Origin of the sequence: Variovorax ginsengisoli (assembly GCF_030811835.1) — a bacterium.
Taxonomy (GTDB): domain Bacteria; phylum Pseudomonadota; class Gammaproteobacteria; order Burkholderiales; family Burkholderiaceae_C; genus Variovorax; species Variovorax ginsengisoli_C.
In genome coordinates, this window is the sequence record NZ_JAUSRO010000010.1 from 17495 (window position 1) to 37239 (window position 19745).

16 protein-coding genes are annotated in these 19745 nt (G+C 68.6%); 15 read left to right on the plus strand and 1 reads right to left on the minus strand.

Annotated features, from left to right (window positions below):
* The first annotated feature begins 303 nt into the window (after positions 1-303).
* Genes J2W36_RS16065 through J2W36_RS16105 form a run of 9 tightly spaced genes read left to right on the plus strand, consistent with a single transcriptional unit; the run spans position 304 to position 12041 of the window.
* Positions 304-1788: a 3-oxoacyl-[acyl-carrier-protein] synthase III C-terminal domain-containing protein gene (locus J2W36_RS16065; protein ID WP_307690761.1), complete on the plus strand. Its 1485-nt coding sequence runs from the start codon at positions 304-306 to the stop codon at positions 1786-1788.
* A 2-nt stretch (positions 1789-1790) separates the two neighbouring features.
* Positions 1791-2993 carry an acetyl-CoA acetyltransferase gene (locus J2W36_RS16070; protein ID WP_307690762.1) on the plus strand — a complete coding sequence of 401 codons (1203 nt, stop codon included), beginning with the start codon at positions 1791-1793 and terminating at the stop codon, positions 2991-2993.
* Positions 2994-3036: 43 nt separating this feature from the next.
* The gene (locus tag J2W36_RS16075; protein ID WP_307690933.1) at positions 3037-4590 is read left to right on the plus strand and encodes a long-chain-fatty-acid--CoA ligase; all 1554 of its coding nucleotides are present in this window, start codon (positions 3037-3039) and stop codon (positions 4588-4590) included.
* Positions 4587-5396: an enoyl-CoA hydratase/isomerase family protein gene (locus J2W36_RS16080; protein WP_307690763.1), complete on the plus strand. Its 810-nt coding sequence runs from the start codon at positions 4587-4589 to the stop codon at positions 5394-5396. The genes J2W36_RS16075 and J2W36_RS16080 overlap by 4 nt, the downstream gene beginning before the upstream one ends.
* Positions 5393-6199 carry an enoyl-CoA hydratase-related protein gene (locus J2W36_RS16085; protein WP_307690764.1) on the plus strand — a complete coding sequence of 269 codons (807 nt, stop codon included), beginning with the start codon at positions 5393-5395 and terminating at the stop codon, positions 6197-6199. The genes J2W36_RS16080 and J2W36_RS16085 overlap by 4 nt, the downstream gene beginning before the upstream one ends.
* Before the next feature lie 22 nt (positions 6200-6221).
* Positions 6222-7739: a 3-hydroxyacyl-CoA dehydrogenase gene (locus tag J2W36_RS16090; protein ID WP_307690765.1), complete on the plus strand. Its 1518-nt coding sequence runs from the start codon at positions 6222-6224 to the stop codon at positions 7737-7739.
* A 45-nt stretch (positions 7740-7784) separates the two neighbouring features.
* The gene (locus tag J2W36_RS16095) at positions 7785-9119 is read left to right on the plus strand and encodes a phytoene desaturase family protein (protein ID WP_307690766.1); all 1335 of its coding nucleotides are present in this window, start codon (positions 7785-7787) and stop codon (positions 9117-9119) included.
* A gap of 7 nt (positions 9120-9126) precedes the next feature.
* Positions 9127-10809, plus strand: a complete 1683-nt coding sequence (locus J2W36_RS16100; RefSeq protein WP_307690767.1) for an acyl-CoA dehydrogenase family protein — start codon at positions 9127-9129, stop codon at positions 10807-10809.
* A gap of 11 nt (positions 10810-10820) precedes the next feature.
* Positions 10821-12041 carry a CoA transferase gene (locus tag J2W36_RS16105; RefSeq protein WP_307690768.1) on the plus strand — a complete coding sequence of 407 codons (1221 nt, stop codon included), beginning with the start codon at positions 10821-10823 and terminating at the stop codon, positions 12039-12041.
* A gap of 21 nt (positions 12042-12062) precedes the next feature.
* On the opposite strand, the gene J2W36_RS16110 is transcribed toward J2W36_RS16105, so the two are convergent.
* Positions 12063-12674, minus strand: coding sequence for a TetR/AcrR family transcriptional regulator (locus J2W36_RS16110; RefSeq protein ID WP_307690769.1), 612 nt, complete (start codon positions 12672-12674; stop codon positions 12063-12065).
* Positions 12675-12837: 163 nt separating this feature from the next.
* On the opposite strand from J2W36_RS16110, the gene J2W36_RS16115 reads away from it, so the two are divergent.
* The 6 genes from J2W36_RS16115 (at position 12838) to J2W36_RS16140 (ending at position 19717) form a co-directional block, all read left to right on the plus strand.
* The gene (locus tag J2W36_RS16115; protein ID WP_307690770.1) at positions 12838-14094 is read left to right on the plus strand and encodes an NAD(P)/FAD-dependent oxidoreductase; all 1257 of its coding nucleotides are present in this window, start codon (positions 12838-12840) and stop codon (positions 14092-14094) included.
* Positions 14095-14283: 189 nt separating this feature from the next.
* Positions 14284-15153, plus strand: coding sequence for an ABC transporter ATP-binding protein (locus J2W36_RS16120; RefSeq protein WP_370869335.1), 870 nt, complete (start codon positions 14284-14286; stop codon positions 15151-15153).
* Entirely contained in the window at positions 15150-15932 is a 783-nt protein-coding gene (locus J2W36_RS16125) for an ABC transporter ATP-binding protein (protein ID WP_307690771.1), read from the plus strand. Before J2W36_RS16120 ends, J2W36_RS16125 begins: the two co-directional genes overlap by 4 nt.
* Positions 15925-17799 carry an AMP-dependent synthetase/ligase gene (locus J2W36_RS16130; protein ID WP_307690772.1) on the plus strand — a complete coding sequence of 625 codons (1875 nt, stop codon included), beginning with the start codon at positions 15925-15927 and terminating at the stop codon, positions 17797-17799. The genes J2W36_RS16125 and J2W36_RS16130 overlap by 8 nt, the downstream gene beginning before the upstream one ends.
* Positions 17799-18671, plus strand: a complete 873-nt coding sequence (locus J2W36_RS16135; RefSeq protein ID WP_307690773.1) for a branched-chain amino acid ABC transporter permease — start codon at positions 17799-17801, stop codon at positions 18669-18671. The genes J2W36_RS16130 and J2W36_RS16135 overlap by 1 nt, the downstream gene beginning before the upstream one ends.
* On the plus strand, positions 18671-19717 hold the full coding sequence (locus tag J2W36_RS16140; RefSeq protein WP_307690774.1) for a branched-chain amino acid ABC transporter permease: 1047 nt from the start codon (positions 18671-18673) through the stop codon (positions 19715-19717). The genes J2W36_RS16135 and J2W36_RS16140 overlap by 1 nt, the downstream gene beginning before the upstream one ends.
* Positions 19718-19745 lie beyond the last annotated feature (28 nt).

Sequence of the window (19745 nt, forward strand, 5' to 3'; positions counted from 1 at the left end):
AACCCGAAAGGGTGGCATCCGATTCTGCACCGCGACCGATGCTTGTCATGGCAGGGTCATCCCGCTCAGTGGACTTTTGCCGCATGCGTCGACCCACGTGCATTGCGCCTGTATGAGCGTTCCTGCCAAGCCATTGACGTGCCGCGCCATTGTCGAGTGCACGTTCGCGTCGCATCCTTGTCGGGTCGCTGAGGGGCGGGTCGAAAGACCGAACCAGAGCACTTGCAAAAAGGTGCAGACACGCGAATCGATTGACGGTCACCCAGCGGGTGCCCGACAGAGGCAAGCTCACAGGAGATACACATGACAGAGATCGTCGGCGTCGTCGGATATGGCGGCTACGTCCCCCGGCTGAGGCTCAGCCGGCAGGCCGCCGCGCAGGCCAATGCCTGGTATGCACCCCAGTTCGCCAAGAGCGCGAAGGGCACGCGCGCCTTCGCCAACTGGGATGAAGACAGCATCACGATGGCGGTGGCCGCCGCCCGCGACTGCCTCGGCACGGACGACGACCGCAGCCGCGTGGCCAGCGTGGTCCTGGCGTCGGGCACGCTGCCGTTTGCCGAGCGCCTGAACGCCGGCGTGGTGTGCGAAGCCTTGACGCTCGGTGAAGGTGTGCAGGCCTCCGACACGACCGGTTCGCAGCGCGCGGCGCTCTGCGCGCTGACGCAGGCCGTGGCCCAGGTGCGCGCGGGCAGTGGCGACGCCCTGGTGCTGGCTGCGGACAATCGCAAGACTCGCGCGGCCAGCTCGCAGGAGCTCGATTTCGGCGACGCCGCTGCGGCGGTGCTCATCGGCAAGGACCACGTGCTGGCGCAGTACCTGGGCGCTGGCACGGTGTCGGTCGACTTCGTCGACCACTTCCGTGCCGCGGGCGAGGACGTGGACTACGCCTGGGAAGAACGCTGGGTCCGCGACGAGGGCATCAGCAAGCTGGTGCCGCGTGCCGTCGCCGCGGCGCTGGCAGAGGCGAAGGTGAGTGCCGGGCAGATCGATCACTTCATCTTCCCGACGACCTTCCAGAAGATGGACCAGCAGCTTGCCAAGGCCTGCGGCATCCGGCCCGACGCGGTGGTCGATGCGCTGGGCGCCTCGGTGGGCGACACGGGCATCGCCCATGGCCTGTTGCTGCTCGCCCATCTGCTCGAGCGCGCAACGCCGGGGCAGCACATCCTGCTCGCGCAGTTCGGCAGCGGGGCGCAGGCGGTGGTCTTTCGGGTCACCGATGCGATCAAGACCTTCCGTCCGGCCAAGGGGGTCGGCGAGTGGATCCGGCGCGGTGCGGTGGAGACGGCGTACACCCGCTTCCTGTCCTTCAAGGACCAGCTGCAGCTCGAACGCGGCATGCGCGGCGAGCAGGACCGCAAGACTGCGCTGTCGACCGCGTACCGCCACCGCACGGCCATCCTCGGCCTGGTGGCCGGGCGCTGCGAGGTCACCGGCAGCGTGCACTTCCCGCCCTCGCGCATTTCTTACGACCCTGGCCAGCCGTTGCAGGACACGCAACGGTCGCACAAGCTGGCCGAGCGTCGCGCCACGGTGCTGAGCTGGTCGGCGGAGTACCTGTCATTCCACCGCGCGCCGCCCCATCGCTACGGGCAGGTGGACTTCGACGGCGGCGGCCGCATCCTGATGGAGTTCACCGACACGGCGGAGGGCGACATCGAGGCGGGTACGGCGGTCGAGATGACCTTCCGCATCAAGGACATCGACGACCGGCGCGGCTATACGCGCTATTTCTGGAAAGCCACCCCGGTGCGGGCATCGGCACCCAACGAAGGATCGGAGTAATCATGGCCGCAGGTATCAGAGACAAGGTCGCCATCCTCGGGATGGGCTGCAGCAAGTTCGGCGAGCGCTGGGACGCGAGCCCGGAAGACCTGATGGTCGAGGCCTACAACGAGGCCATGGCCGACGCCGGCATCGTGCCCGAGCAGCTCGACGCCGCCTGGTTCTCAACGCACATGGACGACGTGGGCACGGGCCGCGGCGGCACGCCGATGGGCATCGCGCTGCGCCTGCCCGACATCGGCGTGACCCGCGTGGAGAACTTCTGCGCCGGCGGTTCGGAAGCCATCCGCGCGGCGGCCTACGCGGTGGCCGCTGGCGCCTGCGATATCGCCATCGCTCTCGGTGTCGAGAAGCTCAAGGACACCGGCTATGGCGGGCTGCCGGTCGCGACGGTCGGCACCTACATTCCGCAGTGGTACCCCAACGCGGTGGCGCCTGCCAACTTCGCTCAACTGGCGTCGGCCTACCGCAGCAAGCATGGCGTGGACGCCGCACTGCTCAAGCGCGCCATCGCGCACGTCTCGGTCAAGAGCCATGCCAACGGCGCGAAGAACCCGAAGGCGCACTTCCAGAAGGCCGTCAGCGAGGAGACGGTGCTCCACGCGCCGATCATCGCCGAGCCATTGGGGCTGTTCGATTGCGCAGGCGTCTCCGATGGGGCCGCCGCGGTCATCGTCACCACGCCGGAGATCGCGCGTCGCCTGGGCAAGCGCGACCTGGTGACCTTCAAGGCGCTGCAGATCGTGACCTCCAACGGGTGGGAGCTGCAGTCGAACCAGTGGGACGGCAGTTACGTCCACACGGCGCGCGTCGCGGCCCGGCGTGCGTATGCGGAAGCAGGCATCACGAAGCCGCGCGAGCAGGTCAGCATGACCGAGGTCCACGACTGCTTTTCCATTACCGAACTGGTCACCATGGAAGATCTGGGCCTGTCGGACGTCGGCGGTGCCGTGCACGATGTGCTCGATGGCGTCTTCGATGCCGACGGCCGGATTCCCTGCCAGATCGACGGCGGCCTCAAGTGCTTCGGCCATCCCATCGGCGCCAGCGGCATCCGCATGCTCTACGAGATGTACCTGCAGCTGCAGGGCCGTGCCGGCCCGCGCCAGTTGAGCAACCCGACGATCGGACTGACGCACAACCTGGGCGGGCAGCCGTCGCAGAACGTCTGCTCGGTGTCCATCGTCGGTCTCGAGGGCGCATGAAGATGCATCGCCTATCGACACAAGGGGAGTGCCGGCCATGACAGTGAGCCTCACGCAATGCCTGCACCGCGCGGTGCAGCAAAACCCCGAGCGCATCGCCACCGTCTTCGGCGAACGGCGCCAGAGCTACCGGCAGTTGCATGCGCGGGTAGCACGGCTGGCGGGCACGCTGCGCGCGCTCGGCGTCCGCAAGGGCGACCGCGTCGGCATCCTGTCGCTCAATTCGGACCGCTACCTGGAGGTCTATCTCGCGGTGTTCTGGTTGGGTGCCGCGATCAATCCGGCCAACACCCGCTGGAGCGCGGCCGAGCTGGCCTATTCGTTCAACGACTGCGGCACCACGCTGCTGCTGATCGACGATGCGCATCTGCCGCTGATGGACGCGATCCGCGCCGATTCCGACACCCTGCGCCACGTGATCTACCTGGGCGACGGCATCTGCCCTGCAGCGATGCACGACTACGAAGCGCTGGTGGCCGGTGCGCAGCCGGTGGAAGACCTCCGAGCGTCGGGGAGCGACCTGGCCAGCGTGTTCTACACGGGAGGCACCACCGGTTTTCCGAAGGGTGTGATGCTGTCGCATGAGAGCCTCATGGGGGCTGTGCTCAACCGGCTGGCACTGGGCTACCCGGTCGGGCCGGTCTACCTGCATGCGGCGCCGATCTTCCACCTGGCGGGGGCGATGGGTGTGCTCTGGCAGTTCATGGCGGGCGGCACGCACGTGCTGATCCCTTCTTTCTCAGCGGCAGCCTTCATGCAGGCGGTGGCGCGCGAGCGCGTCACCGACACCCTGCTGGTGCCGACGATGATTCAGATGGTGCTGGACCACCCGGACTTCCGCCGCGACGAGCTCGCCAGCCTGCGCTTCCTGGTGTATGGCGCCTCACCGATCACCGAGACCCTGCTCGATCGCACGACGGCGGCGTTTCCCGACCTGACGCTGATGCAAGGCTACGGCATGACCGAGCTGGCGGGTTGCGTGAGCTACCTGCCGCCCCGGTACCACACGGCCGAAGGGCGCCGGCTGGGCAAGCTGCGCTCGGCCGGCAGGGCGGCCGCCATGGCGGAGATCAAGATCGTGGGCGACGATGGCATCGAACTGCCGCGCGGCCAGGTCGGCGAGATCGCGGCGCGCGGCATGTCGGCCATGCTGGGCTACTGGAACAAGCCCGACGAAACCGCGAAGACGCTGCGTGACGGCTGGGTGCATTCCGGTGATGGTGCCTACATGGACGAGGAGGGCTTCATCTTCATCGTGGACCGCATCAAGGACATGATCGTCAGCGGCGGCGAGAACGTCTACTCGGCAGAGGTGGAGAACGCCATCCTCAAGCACCCGGCGGTCGCCTCGTGCGCGGTCATCGGCATCCCGAGCGCCAAGTGGGGCGAGTCGGTGCACGCGGTGGTGGTGCCGAAGCCCGGTATGGCGGTGGTTGAGGCCGAACTGATCGCGCACTGCAAGACGCTGATCGCCAGCTACAAGTGCCCGCGCAGCGTCGAGTCGCGTGCCGAACTGCCGCTGTCGGGCGCCGGAAAGATCCTGAAAAACAAGCTGCGCGAGCCGCACTGGGAAAACCAGGGAAGGCGGGTGGCATGAACCAGGCAGAACCATCCCGGCAGGTCGTCCTGCTGGACCGCCCCGCGGCGCATGTCGCGCGCCTGCGCATCAACCGGCCGGAGAAGCGCAACGCGATCGACCATGGTGTGCGGCAGGCGATGACCGAAGCGCTCGCCGTGGCGCTGGCCGACCCGGACACGCGCGCATTGGTGATCGGCGGCGTCGACGGTGTGTTCTCTGCCGGTGGCGACGTGCCGAGCATGGTGGGCCTGGACGAGGCCGGTGCCCGCGCGCGCATGCAGCACATCCACGTGCTGTGCCGGCTGGTGGCCGATGCCCGGCTGCCGGTGGTGAGCGCGGTCGAAGGCATCGGCGCCGGCGCGGCCGTCGGTCTGGCGCTGCTGGGCGACGAGATCGTGGTGGGCGAGGGCACGAAGATCCTGTTCCCGTTCCTGAAGCTGGGGCTGGTGCCCGACTGGGGCCAGTTGCTCACGCTGCCGCGTCGGGTGGGCTTGCCCGCGGCGCGGCGCATCCTCACGTCAGGTGCACCCGTCACCGGGTCGGAGGCCTTTCGCATCGGCCTGGCCGACGCGCTCGTGGCCGATGCCGAGGTGATGCCCACGGCCGTCAACCGCGCGGCCGAACTCGCCCGGCTGCCGCTGGGAGCGTTCGCCCGCATGAAAGACCGGCTCAACCAGGTGTCGGGCACGCTGGACGAAGAGCTGCAACGCGAGGAAGCGGACCAGGCGGTCTGCCTGCTCGGCACGGAATTCGTCGAGGGCTACGACGCCTACAAGAACAAGCGTGCCGCCGACTTCATCGGGCTGCCGGGGACCCGGTCATGAGTGAGATTCGTGAGTCCATGGACGCCCTCGCGCCGGATGCGATCGTCGCGCTGCAGCGCGAGGGCGCGGTGGGCATCGTGCGGCTGAACCGCCCGGACAAGCGCAACGCCCTTGACCTGGCGATGCGGCGTGCCATCGCGCAGGCGGTGACCGAACTCGACCGCGACGACGACATCGGCGCTATCGTGATCACCGGCGGCGACACCGTGTTCGCAGCCGGCGCCGACCTCAATCTGCTGGTGGACCAAGGTGCGCAGGCGGTGGCCGACATCGACCTGGGCCAGTACTGGGCGCCGGTCGCGCGATGCGGCAAACCGGTGATCGCGGCGGTGCAGGGCCATGCCCTGGGCGCGGGATGCGAGCTGGCCATGATGTGCGACTTCATCGTGGCCGACCCGAGTGCGCGCTTCGGCCAGCCCGAGTTGGGCGTCGGCATCATGCCCGGCGCCGGCGGCACCCAGCGGCTGCTGCGTGCGGTGGGCCGGCCGGTGGCCAGCATGCTGCTGCTGACGGGCGAGATGCTGACTGGCGAGCGCGCCTTCCAGCTGGGCCTGGTGGCCGACCTGGCCGAGCCGGGCGAGACGCTCGCGCGCGCCACGGCGCTGGCCCGCCGGGCCACGCGCATGCCGCCCAAGGCCGTGCGCGCCACCCGCCGTGTGCTGCTGCAGGGCGCGGACCTGCCGCTCGATGCCGCGCTTGCGCTGGAGAACCGCGAGTTCCTGCTGCTGTTCGACACCGCCGACAAGCACGAAGGCATGCGCGCCTTCCTCGACAAGCGCAAGCCCGTGTTCACGGGCCGCTGAACGCCTCACCAGGGATCGACCCATGTCTTCTTCCACGCATCACACCATCGGCGTCGTCGGCGCCGGCACCATGGGCCGCGGCATCGTCCAGCTCTTCGTGCAGGCCGGGCACCGCATCTGCTGCTTCGACGCTGCCGACGGCGCGGCCGCCAAGGCCATCGACTTCGTCACCGACATGCTGCAGCGCCAGGTCGCCAAGGGGCGGCTCACCGGGCACGACGTCGAGCGCCTGCGCGCCCGCATGCAGGCAAGCACGCAGATGTCGGAGCTTGCTGACTGCGACATCGTCATCGAGGCCATCGTCGAGGACCTCGCGGTCAAGCAGCAGCTCTACCGCGCGCTCGAAGACGTGGTCGCGCCCACCGCCATCCTGGCGAGCAACACCTCGTCACTCACCGTGGCCGACATCGCTGCCGCCTGCAGCCGGCCCGAGCGGGTGGCCGGGCTGCATTTCTTCAACCCGGTGCCGCTGATGAAAGTGGCGGAGGTCATCGCAGCCGTGCGCACCTCGGCTGCGACCACCGAGACGCTGCGTGCATTGGTCGAGGGCGCCGGGCACCGCGCGGTCGTGACCGCCGACCAGCCGGGCTTCCTGGTCAACCATGCTGGGCGCGGGCTCTACACGGAAGGCCTGCGCATCGTCGAGGAGCAGGTTGCGTCTCCCGCCGAGGTGGACGACATCTTGCGCGAGGCCGCGGGCTTTCGCATGGGGCCGTTCGAGCTGCTGGACCTGACGGGCCTGGACGTGTCGAGCAAGGTCATGGCCTCGATCTACGAGCAGTTCCAGCACGAGCCGCGCTTCCGCCCGTCGTCGCTGGTCGCACCGCGCGTGGCGGCCGGGCTGTTCGGGCGCAAAAGTGGCGCCGGCTGGTACGCGTACGACGGCGACCGCAAGCTGCGTGATGCGCCGCGTGCCGTTCCGCCCCTGCCGCCCGGCCTCACGGTGTGGGTGGACCCGGCGGCGTCGCAGCGGGAGTCGCTCATGGCGCTGGTCGAGGCGGCCGGCGCGAAGGTGGTGGACGAGCCGGGCGCGGACGCGCTGCTGGTCCTTCAGCCCTGGGGCATCGATGCGACCGCCGCGGCCGTGGCCCGGGGGCTCGACGCCACCCGCTGCGTCGCGGTGGACCCGGCGCCGGGTCTGGGCCTGCACCGCACACTGATGCTGACGGTGGCGACGGCCCGTGGCATGCGCGACGCCGCGCTCGCGCTGTTCACCCATGACGGCGTGGCGGCCACGGTCATCGGCGACAGCCCTGGCTTCGTCGTGCAGCGCGTGCTCGCGACCATCGTGAACATCGCCTGCCATATCGCGCAGCGCGGCATTGCGTCGGTGCCAGACATCGAGGATGCCGTGCGCCTGGGCCTGGGCTACCCGCAGGGTCCGCTGGCCTGGGGCGATGCGCTGGGCGGCGCGCGCGTGCTGGAGATCCTGCGCGCCATGCAGGCCGCGACCGGCGACCCGCGCTACCGGCCGAGCGCGTGGCTGGTGCGCCGGGTGAGCCTGGGCCTGTCGTTGCGCACGGCCGAGGCGAAACGCTGAAAAGAACACCACCGATCCATTCCCATACCGCATCAAGGAGACACCATGAACAGTTCCGCTTCCCCATCCGTTTCGAACACCCCCTACGACGCGGTCGTCATCGGCGCCGGCGCCGGTGGCCTGTGCGCCGCTGCGCGGCTCGTCGCCGCAGGCAAGAAGGTGCTGGTCGTCGAGAGTCGCGACCGCGTGGGCGGCCGCGCATCGAGCGAGCAGATCGATGGCTTCACCGTCAACATCGGCGCCATTGCCATCGAGCTGGGCGGCGTCTTCGAGGAAACCTTCGCGGCGGTCGGTGTGCCGCTCGACCTGCGCGAGCCCAACCCCGCCACCGTGTTCTACATCGACCGCAAGGTGATCAATGTCGCCAAGGGCGGCTGGGGCATGCTGCTGGGCGGCTTCACCAAGCAGGCGGCGAAGATCGGCGCGAAGTTCGCGGACGCGCGCGCCGGCGACCTGCCCGAGGCCAAGCTCACGACGCAGGAATGGCTGGCCCAGTACACCAAGAACGAGACGGTGCATGCCATCTTCCGCAACCTCTGTGCGGCGATCTTCGCCGTCAATTCCGATGAGCTGCCGGCCCGCGCCTTCCTGACCTACTTCGCCGTCAAGGGCGCCTTCAAGCGCTTCGGCTTCTGCCCACGCGGGACGGTGGGCCTGTGGAACGACCTGGCCGACGGCATCCGCCAGCGTGGTGGCGAGGTCTGGCTGAACGCTCCGGTTACCGCCCTGCACGTGGCCGACGGCCGGGCCACGGCCCTCGACGTGACGGTCGACGGCGTCACGCAGCGCATCGCCACGCGCAGCGTCATCAGCAACATCGGCCCGACGGCCACCGTCGCATTGCCCGGCGCGGAAGCCTTTGGCAGCGCCTATGTGGCGCAGGCGCGGCAGATGCCCAAGCCGGCCGCGAACATCGTGATCAACTTCGCGACCCAGACACGCCTGATCGACGTGCCCGGCCTGGTCACCTTCGGCAAGACGCGCCGCCTGTGCAACATGGGCGAGCTCACCGCCACCTGCCCTGAGCTGGCGCCGCCGGGCTGGCACATGTACGTGGCCTACGCGGTGCCGAAGCCGGCGCTCGGCGACTTCGACGAGAAGGCGGAGATCGAGGCTTCGCTGCAGGATCTGCGCGACGAGTTCCCGGGTTTTGCGCAGGCCAAGATGCTGTCGATCCGCGTGATGCGCGACGCCTGGCCGGCGCAGCGCTCGTGTGCCGGCTTCGACATGCCGCAGGAGACGCCACTGGCCAACCTTTGGCACGTGGGCGACGCCGTCAAGGACTACGGCGATGGTGGCACGCAGGCCTGCGCGTACACCGGCCGGGAAGCCGCGCGGCGCGCGGTGGCGCTGCTGGCATCCGATGCCGTCCCCGCCTGAGACGACCATGAAGATGAACGACCTTCCGCCAGACATGGTGCACAGCGCCCGCGACCTGCTTGGCCGTCTGCGTCCGCTGTTCGATGCGCGCGTCGCGGCGCTGGCCGTGGCCTGTGCGGTCGACGGCCGCCTGGACGCAGGCCGGCTCGACGCGCACCAGGTGGCGAGCTTCGACCTGGCCTGGGCCAGCGCCGACCTGCTGGCCGCGGAGAACGCGATGCGTGCACTGGCACCCGATGCGCGCGAGATCGACGTGCAGCTGGCGCTGATCTTCGTGGTCGAGGCCGTGTCCGCGGTGCTCCCCAAGCTCGAGAGCCTGAGCCTCGAGCTCGGCCAACCCCTGGCGCCGCTGCAGGCCCTGGCCGCAGCGCCGGAATGGGCGGCGCTGCGTCTCGCCGGTGCGGGCGCCGAGGCGCTGGCGAATGCCGGGCGGGCGCTGGCGCGCGCGGACGGCGACATCGGCCGCGTGGTGCTCGACGAGCCGCTGACGATGGCGCAGGACGCCTTTCGCCGCTTTGCGGCCGACGTGGTCGCGCCGCAAGCCGAAGCCATTCATCGCCACGACCTCACCGTCCCCGAAAGCCTGCTGCAGCCGATGCGCGAGATGGGCGTGTTCGGCCTGTCCATCCCCGAGCAGTACGGCGGCAGTGCGCCCAACGACCGCGAAGACACGCTGATGATGGTGGTCGTGACCGAGGCGCTGTCCGAGGCCTCGCTAGCGGCCGCCGGCAGCCTGATCACGCGCCCGGAGATCCTGAGCCGGGCACTGCTCGCCGGCGGCACCGAGGCCCAGAAGCAGCACTGGCTGCCGAAGATCGCAGCGGGCGATCCGCTGTGCGCGATCGCCATCACCGAGCCGGACTTCGGCTCCGACGTGGCGGGCCTGGCCTTCAAGGGCACGCGCACCGAAGGCGGCTGGCTGCTCACCGGCGCCAAGACCTGGTGCACCTTCGCAGGCAAGGCCGGGCTGCTGATGGTGGTGACCCGCACCGACCCTGACCGTTCGGCCGGGCATCGCGGGCTGAGCCTGATGATGGTCGAGAAGCCGTCCCATGACGGACACGCCTTCGAATTCATCCAGCCCACAGGCGGGCGGCTGAGCGGCAAGGCGATCCCGACCATCGGCTACCGCGGCATGCATTCGTTCGACCTGTCCTTCGATAACTTCTTCGTGCCCGATGCGAACGTGATCGGCGAAGAGGGCGGCCTGGGCAAGGGCTTCTACTTCACGATGGCCGGCATGATGGGCGGGCGCATGCAGACGGCCGCACGCGCGGCCGGTGTGATGCGCGCGGCCTTGCGCGCCGCGCTGTCGTACGCGGCCGACCGCAAGGTGTTCGGTGCGCCGCTGCTCGACTATCCGCTCACGCTGGCCAAGCTCGCGCGGATGGCGGCGCGCTTTGCCGCGTGCCGGCAGCTGGCTTATGCGGTCGGCCGCGTCCTCGATCAAGGTGGCGGTCGTATGGAGGCCAGTCTGGTGAAGCTGCTGGCCTGCCGGTCCGCCGAGCTGGTGACGCGCGAGGCGCTGCAGATCCACGGCGGCATGGGCTACGCGGAGGAGACGGCGGTCAGCCGGCTGTTCGTCGATGCGCGCGTGCTGTCGATCTTCGAAGGCGCGGAGGAAACGCTGGCGCTGAAAGTGATCGCGCGCAGCCTGCTCGAGGGCGCGCTCGAAACGGCGGCTGTATGAGGCAAGACGCCATGGCATCCGAGGGCATCCTCAGCGGCATGCGTGTGGTCGAGGCCGCGGCCTTCGTGGCCGCGCCGCTGGGCGGCATGACCCTGGCGCAGATGGGCGCGGACGTGATCCGCATCGATGCCATCGGTGGCGGCCTGGACCATCGGCGCTGGCCGGTCACCGCCGACGGCGTCAGCCTGTTCTGGAGCGGCCTGAACAAGTCCAAGCGATCGGTCGCGCTGGACATCGCATCGCCCGAAGGCCGGGAGCTCGCGATGGCGCTGATCTGTGCGCCGGGCGACGATGCAGGGCTGCTGATCACGAACTTTCCGCCACGCGGCTGGCTGGACTTCGAGAAGCTGCGCCTGCAGCGCAGCGACCTCATTCAGGTGACCCTGCAGGGCGATCGCCATGGCGGCTCGGCGGTCGACTACACGGTGAATGCGCGCGTCGGCCTTCCGTACATCACCGGCCCGGTGGACCACCCGGACGTGGTCAACCACGTGCTGCCCGCCTGGGACCTGATCACCGGCCAGATGGTGGCCGTCGGGCTGCTGGCGGCCGAGCGGCACCGGCGGCGCACGGGTGTCGGCCAGCATGTGAAGCTCGCCCTGGAAGACGTCGCCCTGGCGGTGATGGGGCACCTCGGCTTCATCGCGGAAGCCGAGTCGGGTGGGCGGCGCGAGCGCCACGGCAATGAACTGTTCGGCGCGTTCGGCCGCGACTTCGTCTGCGCCGACGGCGAACGGGTGATGGTGGTCGGCCTCACGGGCAAGCAGTGGCGCGCGCTGTGCGACGCGATGGCGCTCGATGAGGCCATGGCCGCGCTGGGCCGGCGGCTGGGGCTGGACCTGCGGGCGGAAGGCAATCGGTTTCGGGCCCGCGCGGAGATCGCGGAGGCGGTCGATGCCTGGGTGAGGGCACGACGCTTTGCCGACGTGGCGGCGACCTTCGAGCGCCACGGCGTCTGCTGGAGCCGCTACCAGACCATCGAGCAGTTGGTGCGGGACGACCCGTCCTGCTCCGAAGCCAACCCGATGTTCACAGCCATCGAGCAGCCGGGCGTCGGCCGGACGCTGGCGCCGGGGATTCCACTGGATTTTTCCGCGGTGGCACGCCAACCGGCCGGGCCGGCGCCTGGCTTGGGCGCACACACCGAGCAGGTGCTGAGCGAACTGCTGGGGGTCGACGCGGCTGCGTTCGGCCGCCTGCACGACAGGGGGGTCGTCGCGACCTGCCAGTGAGCGCAGCCGGTGCCTGGCCCTTCAGCCGGCCGCCGGGAAGTCGCCGTTCTTGAAGCCGTGGACGAAGAGGTGGGAGATGCGTGCGGCAAGTTCGGCCGGGGCGATCGCACCGCTCTTCTGATACCAGGTGAAGGTCCAGATGATCATGCCGAACAGCAGCATGGCGTAGGGCGCCTGCACCTTGTCCGGCAGCATCAGCGCGGGGTTGATCTCCTTGAGCAGGCCGATCATCAGGTCGACCAGTTGCGTCTCGAGCTTGCGCACCTGCTTGCGCCGCGCCGCGGGCAGGAACTTGAGGTCGTTCATCAGCACCAGGTGCTCATCGCGCGAGTGGGCGGCCCGCATGACGAAGGCGTTCACATAGCGCTGGAAACGCTCCTCTGCCGGCAGCGGCAGCGCCACGATCTCGCTGAGCTCGACGGCCTGGCCGGCGATGTGCTCGCGCACGATCTCGAACAGCAGGTCTTCCTTGCCGGGAAAGTAGTGGTACAGGTGGGACTTCGACGTCCCGCAGGCGGTGGCCACGTCCACCATGGTGGTGAGCTCGAAACCCTTGCGGGCGAAGAGCGTGGCGGCGCGATCGAGGATGGACTGCTTCTTGTCGCCGTAATCGTCAGCGCGTACTCGGGTCATGACAGGGCCTGTTCGTTGGAGGAGGGGCGCGGGATCGGCGCGTCCATTTTATCGATGGCGCAATGAGCGCATTCGGCTTGCACCGATGCGTTCCCAACTCTATTATCAGACCGACGAGACGGACTATAAATAACTGATGTTGATTGAAAGCCTTGGAACCACCATGCAATCCAGCGATACCTTGTTGATCGTCGGCGCCGGCAGTGCCGGTTCGGAACTCGCCGTCAGCGCGCGCCAGCTCGGCTGGCCCGGGCCGATCGTGCTGCTCGGCGAGGAGCACTGCCTGCCGTACCACCGGCCGCCGTTGTCCAAGGCCTTTCTGCACGGCACGGCCACATCGGACTCGCTGACGATGCGGCCGCAGGAGGCCTACGAGAAGGCGAACATCGACGTGCGGCTCGGCGCGCGGGTCGCATCGATCGACCGTGCCGCGAAGAGGGTGCACCTGCACGATGGCTCGACGCTCGCCTACGGCAAGCTCGCGTTGTGCACGGGCGGTCGTCCGCGTCCGCTGGTGGCCGATGGGCTCGCCGCGGACGCCGCGCCCGGCAACCTGCATGTGCTGCGCACGCAGGCCGACGCGCAGGCGATCCGCGACGGCCTGGCCGAGGGCACGCAGCTGGTGGTGATCGGCGGCGGCTACGTGGGGCTCGAAGTGGCGGCGTCGGCCCGAAAGCTGGGGGCCAGCGTCACGGTGCTGGAGGCCCAGCCGCGTGTGCTGGCCCGCGTGACGGGCGAGGCGCTGTCGGCCTTCTACACGGCGATCCACCGCGAGGCGGGCGTCGACATCCGCACCGGTGTCGCCGTGCAGCGCATCGAATGCGACGAGCGCGGCCGTGTCCGCGCGGTCATCTGCAGCGATGGCGCGCGGCTGCCGGCGGACTGCGTCGTGGTGGGCGTGGGCATGCTGCCCAACGCCGAACTGGCCGCCGCCGCCGGGCTTGCCGTGGACGGCGGCATCGTCGTGGATGCACTCTCCGTCACCTCCGACCCGGACATCGTCGCGGCCGGCGACTGCACGGTGCACGACCATGCGCTGTATGCGCGGCGCGTGCGGCTGGAGTCCGTGCCCAACGCGCTCGAGCAGGCGCGTGCGGCGGCCTCGGCCCTGTGCGGCAAGCCCAAGCCGAACCACGCGGTGCCGTGGTTCTGGTCCGATCAGTACGACCTCAAGCTGCAGATGGTCGGGCTGTCCGCGGGCTTTGAGGCATGCGTGCTGCGGGGTGCGCCGCAGGAGCGGAACTTCATCGCCTTCTACCTGCGCGACGGCTGCGTGATCGCCGCCGACGCGGTCAACCGGCCGGCCGATTTCATGGTCGCCAAGCGGCTGGTTGCGGCGGCGTGCCGCATCGATGCGGATCAGTTGGCCGATGCCTCGGTGCCGCTCAAGCAGCTCTTGCTGACGGCCGTTTCTGCCTAGGAATCGCAAGCGTCTGCGCGCGAGCGCAGCGCGCAGGGTTCGGCACGGGTAAGCACTAGTACCGACCGCTCGACGCCGCGACACAATCGGCGCAATAAAAAGACCGACTAGACGGTCTAACAAAGGAAGAGCGAATGGAATTCGCTCACCGTCGCGTATCGCCCCACACCGCCATTGGACTTGACGCCCATGACACTTCATCCCGCTGCGCCGGACCCGGCTTCGTCGCAGCCTTCGAACGCGGGATCGCACACGGCATCTGTGCCGATGCTCGCCATCCGCAACATCCAGGTCGTCTATGGCGGCGCCATCGAGGCCGTACGCGACGTCTCGCTCGAAGTGCCTTCAGGCCGGATCGTGGCGCTGCTGGGTTCGAACGGTGCGGGCAAGTCCACCGTGCTCAAGGCCGTCTCGGCCGTGCTGGATGCGGAGGACGGCAAGATCGAGAAGGGTTCGATCCTGCTGCAGGGCCGGCCGATCGAGCAGGCCTCGGCGCACGGCATCGTGGGCCTCGGCCTGGTGCAGGTGCCCGAAGGCCGGCGGCTGTTCGCCACGCTCACGGTCGAGGAGAACCTGGTTGTCGGCGCGCACCTGCAGGACCGGCGCAACCTTGCCGAGGCGCGCGACTACGTGTTCGGCCTGTTCCCGCGCCTGGTGGACAAGCGCCACCAGATCGCCGGCTACCTGTCGGGTGGCGAGCAGCAGATGGTGGCCATCGGCCGTGCGCTCATGAGCCGCCCTCGGCTGCTGGCGCTCGACGAGCCGTCTCTGGGCCTGGCACCCCTGGTGGTCTCGGAGATCTTCGAGGCCATCCAGACCCTGCGCGACCGCAGTGGGTTGACGATCCTGCTGGTCGAGCAAAACGCCAGCCGCGCGCTGGCCATTGCCGACTACGCCTACATCATGGAGAACGGCCGCGTGGTGCTCGACGGCACGCCGGAGGCCCTGGGCCGCAACGCCGACGTGCGCGAGTTCTACCTTGGCCTGAGCACGCAGCAGGGGCGCACCAGCATGCGCGACGTGAAGCACTACAAGCGCCGCAAGAGGTGGCTGTCATGAGCGCCGCACCCATCCTCGATGTGCGCGGTGTGTCGCGGTACTTCGGCGGCGTGAAGGCCGTCAACGACGTCAGCCTGCAGGTCATGCCGGGCGAGATCGTGAGCCTGATCGGCCCCAACGGTGCGGGCAAGACGACCACCTTCAACCTGATCAGCGGCGTGATCCCGTTGTCGGCAGGGCAGATCCTCTTCAAGGGCGAGGACACGGCGCGGTTGAAGTCGTCCGACTATGCGGCTGCAGGCATCGGTCGCACCTTCCAGAACCTCGCGCTGTTCCGTCACGGCACCGTGGTCGAGAACCTGCTGATCGGGCGCCACGTGCATTTCAACTACAGCGTGCTGGAGTCACTACTGTTCTGGGGCCGGCCGCGCAACGCCGAGATCGCCGCGCGCCGCAAGGTCGAACAGATCATCGAGTTCCTGGAGATCGAAGAACTGCGCGACAAGCCGGTGTCGCAGTTGGCGTACGGTCAGCAGAAGCGGGTGGAACTCGGCCGCGCGCTGGCCTGCGAGCCGGCGTTGCTGTTGCTCGACGAGATCGTGGCGGGCATGAACCGCGAGGAGAAGGAAGACATCGCACGCTTCACGCTCGACATCCGCGACGAATTCGGCGTGTCGGTGCTGATGATCGAACACGACATGCAGGTCGTGATGGACCTGTCGGACCGTATCTATGTGCTCGACTTCGGCTGTCTGATCGCCGAGGGCACGCCGCAGCAGGTCGCGGCCGATCCGCGGGTGCTGGCGGCCTACCTGGGAGGAGAAGCGACACATGGCTGACGACATCGTCTCGAACGAACGGCTCGCGCGGGGCGATGCCACGCTGCCCGAACTGCTGCGCGCCCATGCCTGCACGCGCGGCGACCAGGTCGCGCTGCGCGAGAAGAACCACGGCGTCTGGCAGGGCACGACCTGGGCCGGCTACGAAGCCGCGGCGCGCCATGTCGCGCTGGGCCTGATGAAGCTGGGCCTGGTGCGCGGCGATCGCGTCATCATCGCGGCCGAGGACGTGCCGGCCTGGTTCTTCGTCGATCTCGGCGCGCAGATGCTCGGGGTGCAGGTGGTGGGCATCTACCCGACCAACCCCTGGCCGGAGGTGCAGTACATCGCGCGCCATTGCCAGGCCAAGGTCGCGATCACCGGCGACCAGGAACAGACCGACAAGGTGCTCGATGCAATGAAGGAGGGCGAGGGCCTGCCCTTCCTCGCCCACGTGTTCTGCGTCGACATGAAGGGTCTGCGTCGCTACGAGCCCGGCCGGCCGCACAGCTTCGAGACGCTGCTCGAACTCGGCCGCCAACTGGAGGCGGAAGACCCACTGGCGGCGCAGCGCCTGGATGCGTCCATTGCCTCGCTGCAGCCCGACGACGTCAACATCCTGGTCTACACCTCGGGCACCACTGGGCCACCGAAGGGCGCGATGCTGACCCACCGCAACTTCGTCTACGGTGCCCACGCCTATGCCTCGGCACGCGGCATGCTGGGCAAGCGTTTCGAGTCGGTCTGCTACCTGCCGCTGTGCCATGTGGCCGAGCGCAGCTATTCGACGGTGATGCACCTGCTGACCGGTGGCTGCGTGAACTTCGCCGAGTCGATCGACACGGTCTCTACCAACATCCGCGAGATCGCTCCTTCCTTCTTCCTCGGCGTGCCGCGCATCTGGGAAAAGCTCCAGCAGAATTTCGAGTTCCGCATGAAGGACAGCGGGCGCATCCCGCTGGCGATCTTCCGCAAGGGCATGCAGCGCGGCCGTGTGCTGTCCGACCGCCGCGCGTGGGCGGGTGGCCATGCCGGCTGGATCGACCGGCTGGAATTCGGCTTCTGGTACGCGCTGCTCTATCGGAACATGCAGCGCCACATGGGGCTGAACCGCAGCCACACGCGCATGTGCGGCGGCGCCTCCGTGTCGCCGGAGACGCTGCGCTTCTTCGACATCATCGGCCTGCCGGTGGGGCAGGGCTATGGCCTGACCGAATGCGGCGGACTCGCCTTTGTGCAGCTGCCGGACCGGCCCAACGTCGCCGGCAGCTGCGGCGTGCCGCTGCCCGGAACCGAATGGAAGCTGGGGCCCGACAACGAGGTGTTCGTGCGATCGCCGGGCGTGTTCAAGGGCTACCTGTTCGACGACAAGGGGACGCAGGACGTGCTGGACGCCGAAGGCTGGCTCGCCACCGGCGACATCGTCGAAGTCCGGCCCGACGGCGAGATCGCGGTGGTCGACCGCAAGAAGGCCATCATCATCACCAGCGGGGGCAAGAACATCGCGCCCTCCGAGATCGAGAACGCGCTCAAGGACAGCCCCTTCGTGCGCGAGGCGATCGTCGTCGGCGAGGGCAAGAAGTTCCTCGGTGGCCTGATCCAGATTGATTTCGACACCGTGGGCCGCTGGGCCGGCGAGCGCGGGCTGCAGTACACGACCTACAAGTCGCTGGCCGGCCTGCCGGAGGTGCACGAACTCGTGCAGGGCGTGGTCGATGCCGTGAACGCGCGTTTCGCGCGGGTCGAGAACGTGCGCCGCTTCGTGATCTTCGAGAAGGAACTCGACCACGACGACGGCGAACTCACGGCCACGCAGAAGGTCCGGCGTGGCCTCATCAACCAGAAGTTCGCACGCGAACTCGCGCAGATCTATGGAGGGTCCGCCTGATGGGCTACTTGTCTGAACTGGTGATCTCGGGGTTGGTGATCGGTGCCATCTACGGGTTGATCGCCATGGCCTTCTCGGTCATCTACAAGGCCACGGGCCTGGTCAATTTCGCGCAGGGCGAGGTCGGCATGCTGATCGCCTACCTGTCCTGGTCCTTCAGCACGACCTTCGGCACCGGCGCGCTCGGCGTGGTCGCGATGGCCGTCGTCGGCGGCATCGCGGTGGGGCTGCTGATCGAGCGCATCGTGATGCGGCCGATGCTGGGCGAACCGGTGTTCTCGGCCGTGCTGGTCACGATCGGCCTGGCAGTGGTGCTGCGCTCGTTCGTCATCCTGGTCTGGGGTGCCTCGCCGCAGAAGCTCGACGTGGGTGCGGCCGATGCGGTGCTGCGCTTCGGTGGTATCGGCATGCGCAGCAGCCAGTTGGGCGTGGTGGCGGTGCTGCTGCTGTGCGTGCTGGGCGTGTGGCTCTTCTTCCAGCGCAGCCGTTTCGGCATCGCGATGCGGGCGGTCGCGGCCGACGAGAAGACGGCACGGCTGATGGGCGTGTCCACGGCGCAGGTCCAGGCCGTGGCGTGGGCGGCCTCGTCGGTGTTCGCGGGGCTGGCGGGCGTGTTCTTCGCCGTCATCTACAACCTGTCGCCCGAGCTGTTCGCGCTCGGTCTCAAGGCCTTCCCGGCCACGGTGCTCGGCGGGCTCGATGCGGTGATCGGCTCGGGCATCAGCGGCCTGGTGATCGGCGTGGCCGAAAACCTGGTGGGGGGCTACGTGTCGTCGACGCTCAAGGAGGTCGCGGGCTTCCTCCTGATTCTGGTGGTGCTGATGGTTCGGCCCTTCGGGCTGTTCGGCGAACGTGAGATCGAGAGGGTCTGATGCGCAGCGGTTTCTTCAAACAGGATTTCAGCGAGCTGGTCGCGCTGACGGATTCGCGGCTGGTCAAGACCTGGGTGACCATCCTGCTGGTCGGTCTGGTCGTGCTGCCATGGGTGGCGAACGCCTACCTGCTGTCGCACGTGACGGTGATCCTCTTCACGCTGGTCGCGGTGCTGGGGCTCAACGTGCTGACCGGCTTCACCGGCCTGATCTCGCTGGGCCATGTCGCCTTCCTGATGCTCGGCGCCTACGGCTACGCGATCGCGGTGAGCCGGCTCGGCTGGCATCCGGTGCTGGCCTTCGGCATGGCGGGCGTGGTGCCTGCCATCGCAGGGCTGGTGGTCGGCGTGCCGTCGCTGCGCCTCAAGGGGCTGTACCTGGCGATCACGACGCTCGCCTTCTCCTTCATCGTGAGCGCGGTGATCCTCGCGGGCGGCAAGTTCACCGGTGCGGCGCGTGGCATCCAGGTGCCGAGGCCGACGCTCTTCGGCGTGAGCCTGGCCGACGACAAGGCGCTCTACGGCCTGTGCCTGGCCATCGCCGTGCTCACCGTGCTGGTCGTGCTCAACATCCGGCGCACGCGACTCGGCCGGGCCTTCGTCGCGATCCGCGACAACGACATCGCCGCGCGGGCCATGGGCATCAACCTGTGGCGCTACAAGCTGGTTGCCTTCGTCATCAGCGCCTTCATCACCGGCATCGGCGGCGCGTTGATGGCGATCTACATCAACTTCGTGACGGTGGAGGGCTTCCCCTTCCTGCTGAGCATCGAGGCGCTCGCGATCATCGTGGTGGGCGGGGTGGGCTCGGTGCTCGGCACGGTGCTGGGCACGGTCTTCATCGTCACGCTGCCCGAGGTGGTCGCCACGCTGTTCGGCCTGCTCGGCGGGCGCTATGCCGAGGTGCTGACCACCAGCGCGCACGAGGTCAAGAGCATGTTGTATGGCATCGCCATCATCGCCTTCCTGCGCTTCGACTCGCGCGGGCTGTTGGGCATGTGGCACGACCTGCGGCATCGCTGGATTCACTGGCCGCTGCGCTACTGAAGGCGCAGCCTTTTTCGAACCACAACGG